Raw genomic sequence first — 14,431 nt, 5'->3', positions numbered from 1 at the left:
AGATTCTCCACTATAGCTTCTCCACGTTGACCAGGAATGACTTGGATTCCGGGGTCTGGGTGTTGCCATCGCCGAGGAACGGCACCAGGGTGTTGGTCAGGTATCCGTGACGCGTCAGCCCGGTGAACCCCCAGTGAAGCGGGATGCCGATCTGGTGCACCACCTGGCCATTGACCTGCAACGGACGGATTCTTTTGGTCACCACAGCCACCGCTTCAATGAAGCCGCGCTTGCAACTGACCCGTACCCGATCACCGGCAGCGATGCCCTTCTCTTTCGCCAGCACTTCGCCGATCTCGACAAACTGCTCGGGCTGGGTAATCGCGTTCAACTTGCAGTGCTTGCTCCAGAAGTGGAAATGCTCGGTGAGCCGGTAGCTGGTGCCCGCGTAGGGGAAATCCTTGGCCTCGCCGAGGCTGTCCCAGACCGAATCAAAGATCCGCGCCGCCGGGTTGCTGGTAGCGTTCTTGTTCTGCGGGTGCAGCGGATTGATGCCAATCGGCGTTTCGAACGGTTCGTAATGCTCGGGGAATGGCCCTTCGGTCATCTTGTCGACGGCAAAGAACCGCGCCACGCCCTCGGGGTTCATGATGAACGGGTTCATCCCGGCTTCTGGCGGTATGTCAGCCTTGTAGTCCGGCACATCGGTGCCGCCCCAGGTTTTGCCGTTCCACCACACCAAGCGCTTTTTCGGATCCCACGGCTTGCCAGCAACGTCCGCCGACGCGCGGTTGTAGAGAATCCGCCGGTTGGCCGGCCAGGCCCACGCCCAGCCCAGATGCTGGTGCATGCCATAGGGGTCGGCATTGTCACGCCGGGCCATCTGGTTGCCGGCCTCGGTCCAACTGCCGGCGAAAATCCAGCAGCCGGACGCGGTGCTGCCATCGTCCTTGAGCTGGGCGAACCCGGCCAGTTGCGTATTGCCCTTGATCGTCGCGCCGCTGGCATCGTTGAAGTCTGTCGTGGCGTAGCCGTTTATCTCCTTGGCGATTTCCTCGGGGGAAGGTTCAGTGGCAATTTTGTAGGGCCAGGACAGTTTCAACAGCGGATCGGCGAAAGTGCCACCGTTTGCCGCATAGCGCTGGCGCAGACGCAGGAACAACTCGCTCATGATCTGGATGTCCGTGCGCGCTTCGCCGGGTCCATCCGCCCCCTTCCAGTGCCATTGCAACCAACGACTGCTGTTGACCAGCGAGCCATCTTCTTCGGCAAAGCAGGTGGTTGGCAGGCGGATCACTTCGGTCTGGATGTCGGCGCTTTTCACATCGTTGTAAGGGCCGACGTTTTCCCAGAACTGCGAGGTTTCGGTGGCCAGCGGGTCCATCACCACCAACCATTTCAACTTGGCCAGTGCCGCCATCACCCGGTTCTTGTCCGGCAGCGCGGCAATCGGGTTGAACCCCTGGCACATGTAGCCGTTGACTTTGCCCAGACTCATCAGGTCGAACATCTTGAGGATGTCGTAATTGGGGATGTCGAGTTTCGGCAGGTAGTCGTAACACCACTGGTTCTCGACGGTGGCATTGGCGCCGTACCAGGCCTTCATCAGGCTGACGTGAAACTTGCTGTAGTTCTGCCAGTAGGACAACTGCCCGGGGCGCAGCGGTTTTTGCGTGCGTTTGGTGATGTAGGCGTTGTAGTCCTGCTCGGCGTCTTGCGGCAGCGTCAAGTAACCCGGCAGCAAGTTGGAGAGCAAGCCCAGATCCGTCAGGCCCTGAATATTGGAGTGTCCGCGCAAGGCATTGACGCCACCGCCCGGCATACCCACGTTGCCTAACAGAAGCTGCACCATCGCCGCACTGCGAATGATCTGCGAACCGGTCGAGTGCTGTGTCCAGCCCAGGGCGTAGAGAATCGTCATGGTCTTGCCCGGCTGGGCGCACGTAGCAATTTCGCCCCAGATTTTCTGCATCGCATCGACCGGCATGCCGCAAATCTGGCTCGCCAGTTCGATGTTGTAGCGGATGTAATGCTGCTTCATCAATTGATAGACGCAGCGCGGGTCCTGCAGCGTTGGGTCGATTTTGACGAAACCGTCCTCACCGATTTCATAGCCCCACCCGGACTTGTCGGTGTAACTGCGCTTGGCCGCATCGTAGCCACTGAAAATGCCATCTTCGAAGCCGTACCCGGCTTTGACAATGAACGACACGTCGGTGTAGTTGCGCACGTATTCGTGCTGGATCTTGTCCTCGGTCAGCAGGTAATTGATCAACCCGCCCATGAAAGCAATGTCGGTGCCAGTGCGGATCGGGGCGTAATAATCGGCCACCGACGCCGTGCGGGTAAAACGCGGATCGACCACGATCAGCCGCGCAGCGTTATGCGCTTTGGCTTCGGTCACCCATTTGAAGCCGCACGGATGGGCTTCTGCTGTGTTGCCGCCCATCACCAGAACCAGATTCGCGTTGGCGATATCGGTCCAGGTATTGGTCATAGCACCACGGCCGTACGTCGGGGCAAGACTTGCCACCGTCGGGCCGTGTCAGACACGCGCCTGGTTATCGAACCCCAACATGCCGAGACTGCGGATGACCTTGTGCGTCATGTACCCCGCCTCGTTGGACGAAGCGGAAGCCGCAAGAAACCCGGTGGTGAGCCAGCGATTGACCGTTTCGCCTTTTTCGTTCTGCTCGACGAAATTGGCGTCGCGGTCGGCTTTCATCAAGTCGGCGATGCGATCCAGCGCTTGATCCCAACTGATCCGCGTCCACTCGCTACTGCCTGGCTTTCGCGTTTGCGGATACAACAAGCGGCCCGGGCTGTGAATGAAGTCCAGCAGGCCCGCGCCTTTTGGACAGAGGGTGCCACGGTTGACCGGGTGGTCGGCGTCGCCCTCGATATGGATGATATTTTGCGCGACGTTCTTCGCAGCATCGCCCTGGCTGTACATGATCAAACCGCAACCGACCGAGCAATACGGGCAGGTGTTGCGGGTTTCATGGGTGTGGGCAAGCTTGAAGTGGCGCACCTGCTCGGCGAAGGCAAGCGTCGGGGCCATGCCCAACGCGCCTAGGCTTGAGCCTGCAAGGCCGATACCGGCGACCTTGAAGAACTGACGACGGCTGAGATCCATCGTGCACTCCTGATCAGGTGAAACCCGGTAATGGTGCCGGGTTGTATCTGGACAATCACGGTTGCGGCAGAATGACTGCCGGCTTTTTCACTGTAGACAAAGACCCTGCCACCTGTGTGAAAACCGACCGTCGGCCGGTTGTCGAGCGACCTCATGGCTTCATCCAAAACCTCACGGGCGCTGGTTTGCCAGCGATAGCGGTTTGTCATGCCCCCTCAATATTGACTGTGCCGACGCCATCGCGGGCAAGCCAACTCCCACCGGGATCGTGTTGGGCTTAGAATGGCCGACAGAATTAACCCCGCCTTCACGAGACCGCGCATGACTTTTGACTTTGATCAGGTATTCGACCGCCACAACACCGGCAGCACCAAGTGGAGCCGCTATGCAGCCGACGTGTTGCCAATGTGGGTCGCTGATATGGATTTCGCCGCGCCACCGGTTGTCATCGAGGCCCTGCAGCAGCGCTTGCTGCATCCGTTGGTGGGTTACAGTGTGGCCCAGGACAACCTGCGCGAAGCCATCGTTGCCGACCTCTGGAACAAATTCGCCTGGCAGGTCAAACCGCAAGAGCTGATCTTCCTGCCGGGCGTTGAGTCGGGCTTCAACATGGCGCTCAAAGCCTTGGTTCAGTCTCAGCAGAACGTCGTGGTACAAGTGCCGAACTATCCGCCGCTGCGTCACGCGCCGGGCCATTGGGGCTTGAACAAGGTTGAGCTGGAATTCACGCCGCAGGCCGACGGCACCTACGCCACACCACTGGATAGCCTGCGTGATTCGCTGAACGGCGGCGGCGCCCTGCTGTTGAGCAACCCGCACAACCCGATCGGCAAAGTGTTCGGCCGCGAAGAGTTGCAAGCGGTGGCGGACATCTGTGTTGCGCAGGACGCCTGGATCATCTCCGATGAAATCCACGCCGAACTGTGCTTCGACGGTCGCGTACACATTCCGACCGCGTCCCTGAGCCCGGAAATCGCTCAGCGCACCATCACCCTGATGTCAGCGAGCAAGGCTTACAACATCGCCGGCCTCAAAACCTCGTTCATGATCATTCAGGACGCCGCGCTGCGTGAACGCGTCAACCATGCCCGTTGCGGCATGGTCGACAGCGTCAATCCGCTGGGCATGGAAGCGACTCGCGTGGCCTACAGCGAAGCCGGCCCATGGCTCGCCGAGATGAAAACCTACCTGCAGGCCAACCGGGATTATCTGGTTGAAGCCGTGCGCAGCCGCTTGCCGGGCGTGACCATGAATGTGCCGCAGGGCACTTATCTGGCCTGGCTCGATTGCTCGGCGCTGGATCTGGCCAACCCGCAGCAGTTTTTCCTTGAGCAGGCCAAGGTAGGGTTGAGCGCCGGTCTGGATTTTGGCGACCACAGCCAACAGTTCGTACGCCTGAACTTTGGATGCCCGCGATCAATGCTCGAAGAAGGTATTGCGCGCATGGAGCGGGCACTGGCCAACCGCTGAATCTGAAAGCATCGCGAACCTGCTGCACGGCATCAGCGCACAACCGATCCTTGCCGGCCCTGAACAACGCAAAAACCAAAAACCGAAAGTCTTCAGCAAAAAAATGGATCTCTCGCGGATTCTCAGTGGTCACAACCATAACCCCTCGCCGGGTGTCACCGGCGGGGCCCGGCAGGTTCGGTTCCCGTTTGGCAAAAGGCCTATGAAAAGGAACCCCGAAGATTAAGGTTATGGTCATGAAAGAATGCTCGACTCCTGCGCAAATCAAGGCATGCAGGGCTTTGGCCCTGGAACGCAATCGTCAATTGTTCGAAGAAGCGCAGGCGCTGAATCGAGCGTCGCATGAATTACTCGAAGCCGGGCAACTGGATCTCGAACAGTTTGAGCACTACAGGGCCTTGCGCCGAAAAGCCGATGTGAAGTTCGCCGATGCCATTGAGCACCTGTGCGTATTGAATGAAGATTTCCCGCCGATTCCGATGTCGGTACAGAACTCGCAGGGGTTGCGTCGCCAGCTTGAGACCAGTTGATGATCAAACGACAAAGAAAAGCCCGGCCTTCGTCGCCGGGCTTTTCTATGTCGTTTGATCAGCTCCCCGGATTCGTGAACTGTATGTACACCGAATAACTGCCCAGCAGCACCCAAAACGTCGCAAAGATCCACGGCGTGCGCAGAGAAAACAGCAACGACTTGCGATAGCCCTTATGACTGGATTCCGTTTCACTGAACAGCGGTGACTCGTCATAGGCCAAGCCCATCAGCGGCTCGCTGAGCAATAAATGGCTTTGCTTGAAGTGCCAGTGATCGATGATCTCGTATGCCGCACGAATCCCCGGCCAGGCGTTGAGCGAACTGAGCAGCCCGAGTAGCGCCAGAAACGCCGGCACCACCAGGGTAAACAACTTGCCCCACTCCGGATTGAGGTTGGACATGCACGAAGCAAAGGCAATCACCAGAAACGACTGTGCGGCCAGATAAGCGTCAGTGCGATTGGCGAGAATGCTGGTTTCGTACTGGATCTCCCGGCGATAGAAATCCAGCCGTTCCTTGGGCGAACCGAACATCTTGGCGTCATGTTCGGTCAGGGTTTCTTCAGCGGTCGGCTGGGTCAATATGCGAGACAAGGGACGTACGCTCCGGAGCGGGGGGAACCGTTTAGAAGCATCGCGTTACGCACTAGTTCAGCCGGATTTACCGGGGCGTCATTCAATCCGGTTGCGCAGGCGCTTCGTTATGGATGGCCCACCAGCGTGGCAACAACTGTTTGATCCGACTCTCGGCAAAGCGGTCGTCGATCAGCATCACCACGCCGCGATCCTCGCGGGTGCGGATCACGCGCCCGGCCGCCTGGACGACTTTCTGCACGCCAGGGAACAGGTAGGTGTAGTCGTAACCGGCACCGAAAATCGCCGCCATGCGTCGTTTCAACTGTTCATTGACCGGATTGAGTTGCGCCAGTCCCAGCGTGGCGATGAACGCGCCGATCAGCCGAGCGCCCGGCAAGTCGATACCCTCGCCGAAGGCTCCGCCCAAGACCGCAAAGCCAACGCCCTGACTCTCGGCGGTGAATTGATCGAGAAAGGCCTGCCGCGCCCCTTCGACCATGCCTCGCGACTGCTGCCAAAGGGTGATAGTTGGGTGCCGTTCGGCCAGTAACATTGCCACCTGTTGCAGGTAATCGAAACTGCTGAAGAACGCCAGATAGTTGCCCGGGCGCTCTCTGAACTGCTGGGCGATCAGTTCGACAATGGGCTCCAGCGATGCCTGACGATGATTGAAGCGGGTCGAAATCCGGCTGATGACCTGCACCTGCAACTGCTCGGCGCTGAACGGCGACTCGACGTCAATCCATACGGTGTCGGCCGGCGTGCCGAGCAAATCGGCGTAATAGTGGCGCGGGCTCAGCGTGGCGGAAAACAGCACGCAGCTTCGCGCCGCTTTCAGGCGCGGGCCAATGAACGCCGCCGGCACCACGTTGCGCAGGCACAGTTGCGATAGCGGGCGTTTACGATCGAGGTCGCGCTTACTGATGTCGAACAGGTAATGCGCGTCATACAGTTCCGCCACCCGGGCAAATTGCAGCAAATCGAAGTAGAAGTTCTGCAATCCACTGTCGAGCCCTTGCGGATGATCATTGAGGTAGTCGCCAATGGCTGCGCTACACAGGGCGATTGCCTGCAGGAGTTTTTCCGGGGCCTTGTCATAGGCCTGATACGGCGCCAGTTGCGGCGCCTGCAACGCATTCCACTCACGGTTGACCCGTTGCAGGGATCTTTTCAGTGCTTGGGGGGCCGTTTTGCGAACGCTGCCCAGCGTGGCTTGATCGAGACTGGCGCTGTACATCTGCCGCCCGCGCTCAACGAGGTTGTGTGCTTCGTCGGCCAGGACCGCCACCTTCCACTGATTGAGCTGAGCGAGGCCGAACAGCAACGCGCTGAAATCGAAGTAATAGTTGTAGTCGGCGATCACCACGTCCGCCCAGCGGGCCATTTCCTGACTCAGGTAATACGGACACACCGAATGCTGTGCAGCGACTTCACGCATCGCCGCTTGATCGAGCCGGCGGATTCGACTGGCGGCTTCACGGGCGGCCGGCAAGCGATCATAAAAGCCCTGGGCCAACGGACAGGACTCGCCGTGACAGGCCTTGTCTGGGTGTTCGCAGGCCTTGTCCCGAGCAACCATCTCCAGCACGCGCAAGGGCAAGGTGGCCGATTGATCGAACAACACCTGACTGGCGTCCAGCGCCAGTTTGCGCCCCGGTGTCTTGGCGGTCAGAAAGAACACTTTGTCCAGTTGCTGCGGTGCCAACGCCTTGAGCACCGGGAACAGCGTGCCGAGGGTTTTACCGATCCCTGTGGGCGCTTGCGCCATCAGACAACGGCCTGTGCTGATAGCCTTGAAGACCGATTCCGCCAGATGGCGTTGCCCCGGACGAAAATCCGCATGGGGAAACGCCAATTGCTGCGCGGCCAGATTACGCGCCTCGCGATGCGCCACTTCCTGTTCGGCCCAACGCAGGAACAAAGCGCATTGCTGCTCAAAAAAAACCTGCAAGGCCTGGGCGCTGAACGCTTCCAGCAGGCAGGTTTCCTTCTCGCTGACGATGTCGAAATACACCAGCGCCAGATTGATCTGCTCAAGTTGCAGTTTGCAGCACATCAGCCAGCCGTAGACCTTCGCCTGCGCCCAGTGCAACTGGCGGTGATTGGCCGGTTGTTTGCTCAAATCGCCGCGGTAGGTTTTGACTTCTTCGAGGCAGTTTTGCGCCGGGTCGTAGCCATCCGCCCTGCCCTTGACCTTCAACTGGCGGAACTCACCTTCCAGTGCCACTTCGCTTTGATAGGTGTCGCTGCGCCTGGACGCGACGGTGCGATGGCCGGCCATGCCTTCGAGTGCCGTCGGTGACGGCGTGAAGCGCAGGTCGAGGTCGCCGGTCTTGGCGGTGAACTCACACAGCGCGCGCACCGCAACGCTGTAGCTCAAGCGCTCTGCTCCGCCCATTGCACGTAACACACGGCAACCGGCATCTGGTGTTGGTGGCAAAACTCCAGCCAGCGCAGTTGGTTGTCCTGCAAGCGGTCGCCAGGACCTTTGACTTCGATCATTCGATAGGTTTTGTGCTGCGGCCAGAACTGGATCAGGTCCGGCATGCCGGTACGGTTGGCTTTGATGTCGAGCAGCAAACGCTGGAACCAGTGTTTGAGGTGTTCGGCGGGCAGGCAGGCCAGCGCCTGCTCCAGTAATTCTTCATTCAATGCGCCCCAGAACACGAACGGCGACTGTATGCCCCACTTGGCGACAAAGCGCTCGCGGATGGTTACGGCATAACGGCCGTCCTCCAACTCCGCGAGGCAGGCTTGAAACACGTCGGCGCGGCGTTGCTGGAAGTCTTCATTGAGCAGGTCCACCGGCCCGCGCTGAAACGGGTGAAAGAACGCCCCCGGCAACGGCGCGAATATCGCCGGCCAGCAGAGCAGCCCGAACAATGAGTTGATCAGGCTGTTTTCAACGTAATGCACCGGGCCTTCTTCGTCATGCAAGTGCGCCTGCACGTAATACTCCACCGACAGCGCGGGATCGCTGCGCGGCAACTGCAGATCCAGGCGCTCCACTGGTTTCGCCACCGCACGTTTGAGCGGCGGGCCACCGAGTTTGCGTCGCAACCGCGGCAAAATCCGTTGCAGGCCTTGCTGCTCGGCAGCGCTTTCGGGTGTTTGTTCGGCGAGCGTGGCGAGTTCCAGCGCCCGGCCGTATTCGCTGCAGCGTTCCAGTACGCGGATCATCCGCAAGCGAGCGCCGGGATAGGCGCAATCGCGATAGACAGTCAGGGCCAAAGCAAACTCGCTGATGCGTTCGCAGTATTGGGCGATCTGGAACAACACCTTGCCGCGTCGCCGTTGCAGCCAGGGGTTGTCGAAGTGCAAGGCGCTGACCTGCCCGACAATGGTTTCCAGTGGCTCACCGGCCTCGAAGCGCAATTGGCATTGGTGCAGAAACAGACACGCGTCGACGTCCTCACGGCTGCGCAGACCACGGGAATCGGCGCAGAACTCGACTTTTTCGTAGGTAAAGATGCCGAGGTCAGCCAACACGAATTCGGACCAGTCCTGATACAGGTTGCCGAAAAACATCAGTCGCAAGCGATCGCACAGGTCCATGATGGTCAGGCTGAACAAGCGCTCAGCCAGCAGAGGCGCCCAGTCGCGCAGGCTTCTGGCTTCGGTGAACTGCTCGGCGAGCAGCGGCAGCCAGTCGTCCTTGCGGCCCTTGGGTTGCTCGATAAAAGCGCCGAACGCTTGCAAAATCTCGGCCTTGAGCAACACATCGAACAGCTCAGCCATCGCCAATGGCGCGTGTTCGTCGAGCCAGCCGCAAGCCAGCAACGGTTGTGCCGCGCAGGCGATGTCGCCGATTTCCGCGTAACTGAGCTTGCCGGCACGAAAATGCACGCCCTTGCGCATCACCATCCGCACCAGCAAGCCCTGTGATGCGCGAGGCAACGATTTGAAGTCGCCGATGAACGCGTGCTCCGTTTCGCTCATCACATCGGCATAGCGAAGCTCAAGCCAATCAAGCACTTGCCGGAAGTTGTTGAGGTAATAGAACGGATCATCAAGGGGATTGGCAGTCACGGGAATTCAGGGCCACGGCGGACGAATACTGGTTATGCGTACAGATAACAGCTCTGCCCCACCCGGCGCAAACGGAAAAAGATAAATGGCATTTTTAACCGGTAAATAGAACTTTTCCCGGCGCGATGGCACCAACCGCCTAGGACACCGACAATGCTCGGTATCACGCGAAATGAGGAATTTGAGGTGGATATGAAAATCAAGACACTGGGCATCCCCCTGGCGGTAGCGGCCCTGCTGGCCTTGGGCGGTTGCTCGACCCAGACCGTGGTCACCCTGCAAAACGGCACTCAGTACCTGACCAAGGACATGCCGAAAACCGAAACCAACGATGGCTTCTACGAGTTTGAAGATATTTCCGGTGCGAAAGTCAAAGTACGCGCCGATGACGTGGCCACGGTGCGCAAGGAAGACTGACGATATATACCCTGCAGACGCAGCCTCGCTCCACTCGACAGCGCCTGCGGGAATTCGAGGCGATTATTGTTCGAGGGTCACGCCCGGGATGGTGTTTTCGCAACTGACGTATTGCCCGCCACGCCGGGCGAGTTCGTTCTGCAAGCGACGGCAACGCTCCAGATCCTGCAGCGCCATACGGTCCATGATGCGATTGCCGCTGCTTTGTGGACCTGTTTTTATCGTCACCAACGGCTGTTCGGGCTGGATCTGAAAGCGGCTTTTCTCTTCGACGGGTTCCACCACCTCGGTTTTAGCCGGGCTTGGCAGTTGATCGTCGGTCATTCCATAACGGCTGAGAATCGAGCTTTGAGGCAGATCGGCCCAGGCATTGGCCGAACTCAGCGCCAGCCCCACAAACCCGACATACCTCTTGAAACCTTTCACGTTTGAATCTCCTGTACTCAATGGCTGCCTGTACATGACGTGTGCGCACGTCCAGGCTTTAGTGCCGATTCCTGTTATTGCAGGATTGAGAGTCAGGTAGTGGCCAATGAGTCACTTTTTACCGCCGCGCTATTGGACTTCGCAAGCAAGCCCGCCCCCACAGGGAACTTGTGAGCGACACAGATCCAGTGTGGGAGCGGCGTGCTCGCGAAGGGGCCCTTACAGGCCCCTCAAAAACATCAAGCGATCACAATCCCATCGCCACTCAAGCTATTGAGCGACACCCCGACCAACGTCACCGAATCACTGCCAAACGTCAGCAGCGTGTCCTGCCCCACCGATGAGGCATGAGCGCGGAAGTCTTCGTTGGGCAAAACACCCTGTACGCCGAAGAACACCAGTTTGTCGTTGGACGTAAAACCCACCACCCGATCCTGACCGAACGCACCGTTGAACACGAACGTATCGGCTCCGCCCCCCGATTCCATCAGGTCATTACCGGCGCCGCCGACAAATACGTCATTGCCCGCGCCGCCGATCAAATGGTCGTTGCCATCCAGGCCAAACAACCAGTCACCACCGGCATGTGCTTTAAGCGTGTCAGCACCATATGTGCCCTTCACACTGGATTCGTACGCCGTGACATTGTTGCCGACCTTCAGTCCGCTGGCCGTGACGCTGTGGGTGACATCATCCTTGAACAGGCCCCAGAGGAAACCTGGCTCCTTGGTGACGATGCTGCCGATGTCGCGGGTCAGGCTGATCCCGCCATTGGCATCGCGAATGTACAGATTGCCCGCGCCATCATTGGCGAAGTCGAACTTGTTCACCGATTGCTGCAGATCCAGGGTATTGCTGCCCTGCCCGCCAAGGATGATGTTGTAGCCGCCGCTGTCGCGGAAGGTGTCGTTGCCGGCGCGGCCCTCCAGATAGTCATTGCCACTGCCGCCCTGGATCAGATCGTTGCTGTCGCTGCCGATGATGAACGTGCTGCCCTTGTGGGTTTCGGCGTTGCGATTGAGATCCTGCACCCAGGTATTGGCCCGCGCCGGGTCCGACAGGTTGGCGACGATAATCGTCGAGTCCTTGCTGGTCAGGTCGTAGAACTTCGACTCGATGACCCGATTCATCCCGTCGCCATAGGCGGTGGGCAGGTGCGAGATCCAGGTTGGGATGTTGAGGATCGAGTACGGCAGCACATTCCACGCGTTCGAAGCGTAGTGGTCGTTGAAGCTGACGATGTTGTCGGTGGCCGATTCCTTGGGCGCATCGTGCACGCCGACAGAAGCGCCGGTGAACGTGGAGCCGTCGAGCGCGCGGAATACCGGGTCGTTCTCGTAGCCGACGTTGAGCACCTTGTCAGTGCTGCTTTGGGTCGGCGAGGCGTAGGCGATGTAGTTGGAATCGGCGAAGAACCCGCCCCACTTGCCGCTGCTCAAGTCCGCCATGCTGTTGACCGCGAGGCCACCGAGGCTGTGGCCGCTGACCAGCACATCCTTGCCGCTGAGGCCGTTGGCCTTGGCGAACGCCACCACGTCATTGAGCAGATTGCCGAAGGCTTCGCCGACGTAGTTCTTGGCGTAGTCCTTGGGGCCGAATGCCGCGAGCAGGTCATTGATCACGTCGCCGATCGAGTCACCGATGAGGATTTCCCGCGGGCCGCTGGTGCCGCGAAAAGCAATGCCCAGTTCGGTGAGATGACCTTGTGCGTCGTATTTGCCGAGGATTTCGACTTGAGCGCTGGTGTAACCGGCCTTCTCGCCAAAGAAGGTTCCGCGCGCATCAGTCTTGCCGTCGTAGCCCAATTGCGAGGCGGTGATCGGCGTCCAGCCTGCCTTCTTCACCGCATCAAGCGCGAGTTTTTCCGAGTCGGGATTCCACGGAACACCGGGGATCACCCCTTGTGAATCGGTGCCACCAATCAGCGCGGTAACCAGCGTGGCCGGCAGGCCGAGACCGAAGCCGTTGTGCTGGTACCCGGCGGCAAAGCCGTTATCGAGGTTGTGGTAGGAATACAGCGTGATGGCCATGGCGTCACTGAACAACGCCTTGGAATCGGCTGTACCGAAGTTTTTGTAGTCATACACACCCATTGCCATTGCCTCTCTTTTTGTTGGAATTGTTCAGAGATAGCTCACAGCCAGGGCGCCCCTCGCGGGACGCCCCGGAGCATTTCAACACATCGTGCACATCGCTCTATGCGAGCAGGATCTAAGCGAATACGAACGCCGAGTCCGACAGGTTAGCCACTCCAACCCCGATCAGGGTCACGGCATAGTCGCCAATCTTCAGCACGGTATCGTTGCCAGTCTGCGCGACATGTTGCTTGTAGTCGTAGCCCTGGCCCGCACCTTCGACGCCCATGAACACCAGTTTGTCGTTGCCCTGATACCCGTTGATAGCATCAAAACCGAACGCGCCGCTGAACAGGAAGGTGTTGTTGCCACCCACCGCGGTCATCACGTCGTTACCGGCGCCGCCCACGAACGTCACATGGCCCTTGTCGCTGATCAGTTGGTCGTTGCCTCCCAGACCGAACAGCCAGTCACCGTCGGCCGTCGCGTGCAGCGCATTGCCGTACGCATCGCCGTTGAGCGAATGGTTGTACTGAGTGAGTTCGCTGCCATGAGTCAGCCCCTTGGCGGTGACGCCCCAGGTGATTTCCTTGCTGCCCCACCATGACCCCGCCTCCTTGCTCACCAGCGCGCCAATGTCGCGAGTCATGCTGATGCCGCCGTAGGCGTCGCGCACGTAAAGCGTGCCGTCACCGTCGTTGGCGAAGCTGAAGTTCTGCAACGGTTTGTGCAGCTCAAAGGTGTTGTGGCCCTGGCCGCCGAGCAGGATGTTGAAGCCGCCATCATCACGAAAACGGTCATCACCGCCCAAGCCTTCGAGGAAGTCGTTGCCCGCCCCGCCCTTGAGCCAGTCATTGCTGTTTGTGCCGATGATGAAGGTGCTGCCGGTGTGCGGTTCGCCGCTGCGCCCCAAGTCTTCGACCCAGGTTTTACCCCGGGATGACGCCTCCAGGTTGGAGACGATGATGGTCGAGTCCTTGCTGGTCAGGTTGTAGAACGTTGAGCCAATGACCCGATTCAAACCATCGGCATACCCCAGCGAACCATGCGCCGACCAGCTCAGCGGATTGATGATGCTGAACGGCACCAGATTCTGTGCGGTCGACGCGTAGTTGTCGTTGAAGTTGACGATATTGTCGGTGGTCGAATCATGCGGCTTGTCGTGTTTGCCCATCGATGCGCTGCTGAACGTGGTGCCGTCGAGCACGCGGAACACCGGATCGTTCTCGTAGCCGATGTTCAGCACGTGGGTACCGGTGCTGCTCTGGGTGGGCGAAGCGAAGGCGATGTAGTTGGCATCCTTGAAAAAACCGCCCCAGTGACTGGCGCTCAAATCCGCGACGCTGTTGACGCCGAGACCGCCAAGGCTGTGGCCGCTGATCAGCACGTCTTTAGCGGCGATGCCGTGAGCAATGGCAAACGTTGCGACAGCCTTGAGCAGGTTGTCGAAAGCGTTTTTGGCGTAGTTGCTCGCGTAATCCGACGGCCCGACGGCGGCCAGCAGGTTGTTTTTCAAGTCGCCGAAGGTGTCGCTGTAACCCAGCCCACCGGTGCCACGAAAGGCAATGCCGATACCAATCAACTGGCCGGCGGCGTCGTATTTGCCGAGTACTTCGGCCTCGGCGCTGGTGAAGCCGTCCTTCTCGCCGAAGAACGTTCCCTGCGCGCCAACGTTGCCCTGATAACCCAGTGCCGTCGCCGTGAGCGGCTTCCAACCGGTCGCCGGCAATGGCTGACCAGTCGGCGTGTAGGCGTATAGCGTCAGTGCGATGGCATCGCTGTACAACGCTTTGCCATCGGCATTTTTGTAATCAAACAGTCCCATGTTGTG

At 59.3% G+C, this 14,431-nt stretch carries 10 protein-coding genes; 3 read left to right on the top strand and 7 right to left on the bottom strand.

Going from position 1 to position 14,431, the window contains the following annotated elements; all coding sequences use genetic code 11:
• Positions 1–10: 10 nt before the first annotated feature.
• Positions 11–3,076 (bottom strand): formate dehydrogenase-N subunit alpha, encoded by a 3,066-nt coding sequence (fdnG, locus tag ACIOU6_RS02880; RefSeq protein WP_401133649.1) that lies wholly within the window; start codon positions 3,074–3,076, stop codon positions 11–13.
• Positions 3,077–3,397: 321 nt separating this feature from the next.
• On the opposite strand from fdnG, the gene ACIOU6_RS02875 reads away from it, so the two are divergent.
• Together ACIOU6_RS02875 and ACIOU6_RS02870 are read left to right on the top strand one after the other, a co-directional pair.
• Positions 3,398–4,546 carry a MalY/PatB family protein gene (locus ACIOU6_RS02875; RefSeq protein WP_221731784.1) on the top strand — a complete coding sequence of 383 codons (1,149 nt, stop codon included), beginning with the start codon at positions 3,398–3,400 and terminating at the stop codon, positions 4,544–4,546.
• A 236-nt stretch (positions 4,547–4,782) separates the two neighbouring features.
• Positions 4,783–5,076: a hypothetical protein gene (locus ACIOU6_RS02870; protein WP_221731785.1), complete on the top strand. Its 294-nt coding sequence runs from the start codon at positions 4,783–4,785 to the stop codon at positions 5,074–5,076.
• Between the two features lie 58 nt (positions 5,077–5,134).
• Here ACIOU6_RS02870 and ACIOU6_RS02865 read toward each other — a convergent pair whose 3' ends face one another.
• The 3 genes from ACIOU6_RS02865 to ACIOU6_RS02855 all read right to left on the bottom strand — a co-directional run bounded on the left by ACIOU6_RS02865 (position 5,135) and on the right by ACIOU6_RS02855 (position 9,682).
• Positions 5,135–5,671 (bottom strand): hypothetical protein, encoded by a 537-nt coding sequence (locus ACIOU6_RS02865; RefSeq protein WP_221731786.1) that lies wholly within the window; start codon positions 5,669–5,671, stop codon positions 5,135–5,137.
• Positions 5,672–5,753: 82 nt separating this feature from the next.
• Positions 5,754–8,033 carry an ATP-dependent DNA helicase gene (locus ACIOU6_RS02860; protein ID WP_401133646.1) on the bottom strand — a complete coding sequence of 760 codons (2,280 nt, stop codon included), beginning with the start codon at positions 8,031–8,033 and terminating at the stop codon, positions 5,754–5,756.
• The gene (locus ACIOU6_RS02855; protein ID WP_401133643.1) at positions 8,030–9,682 is read right to left on the bottom strand and encodes a VRR-NUC domain-containing protein; all 1,653 of its coding nucleotides are present in this window, start codon (positions 9,680–9,682) and stop codon (positions 8,030–8,032) included. Before ACIOU6_RS02855 ends, ACIOU6_RS02860 begins: the two co-directional genes overlap by 4 nt.
• Before the next feature lie 192 nt (positions 9,683–9,874).
• Between ACIOU6_RS02855 and ACIOU6_RS02850 the strand changes: the two genes are divergently transcribed.
• Entirely contained in the window at positions 9,875–10,099 is a 225-nt protein-coding gene (locus ACIOU6_RS02850; RefSeq protein ID WP_221731789.1) for a YgdI/YgdR family lipoprotein, read from the top strand.
• 63 nt (positions 10,100–10,162) lie between these two features.
• On the opposite strand, the gene ACIOU6_RS02845 is transcribed toward ACIOU6_RS02850, so the two are convergent.
• The 3 genes from ACIOU6_RS02845 to ACIOU6_RS02835 all read right to left on the bottom strand — a co-directional run bounded on the left by ACIOU6_RS02845 (position 10,163) and on the right by ACIOU6_RS02835 (position 14,425).
• Complete coding sequence (locus tag ACIOU6_RS02845; RefSeq protein ID WP_221731790.1) at positions 10,163–10,525, bottom strand: hypothetical protein; 363 nt, start codon at positions 10,523–10,525, stop codon at positions 10,163–10,165.
• Between the two features lie 239 nt (positions 10,526–10,764).
• Positions 10,765–12,618, bottom strand: coding sequence for a polyurethanase (locus ACIOU6_RS02840; RefSeq protein WP_221731820.1), 1,854 nt, complete (start codon positions 12,616–12,618; stop codon positions 10,765–10,767).
• A gap of 118 nt (positions 12,619–12,736) precedes the next feature.
• Positions 12,737–14,425, bottom strand: coding sequence for a polyurethanase (locus tag ACIOU6_RS02835; protein WP_221731791.1), 1,689 nt, complete (start codon positions 14,423–14,425; stop codon positions 12,737–12,739).
• Positions 14,426–14,431: the final 6 nt, after the last annotated feature.

Source organism: Pseudomonas sp. NPDC087615, from assembly GCF_044743445.1.
Classification (GTDB): Bacteria; Pseudomonadota; Gammaproteobacteria; order Pseudomonadales; family Pseudomonadaceae; genus Aquipseudomonas; species Aquipseudomonas baetica_A.
The sequence above is the reverse complement of the archived record's forward strand: the minus strand, read 5'-3'. Positions and strand labels throughout refer to the sequence as shown.

Bases quoted from the DNA above. Each gene is read 5' to 3' on its own strand.
- ACIOU6_RS02875 (WP_221731784.1), top strand. From the start codon at position 3,398: ATGACTTTTGACTTTGATCAGGTATTCGACCGCCACAACACCGGCAGC.
- ACIOU6_RS02870 (WP_221731785.1), top strand. From the start codon at position 4,783: ATGAAAGAATGCTCGACTCCTGCGCAAATCAAGGCATGCAGGGCTTTG.
- ACIOU6_RS02840 (WP_221731820.1), bottom strand. From the start codon at position 12,618: ATGGGTGTGTATGACTACAAAAACTTCGGTACAGCCGATTCCAAGGCG.
- ACIOU6_RS02835 (WP_221731791.1), bottom strand. From the start codon at position 14,425: ATGGGACTGTTTGATTACAAAAATGCCGATGGCAAAGCGTTGTACAGC.
- ACIOU6_RS02850 (WP_221731789.1), top strand. From the start codon at position 9,875: ATGAAAATCAAGACACTGGGCATCCCCCTGGCGGTAGCGGCCCTGCTG.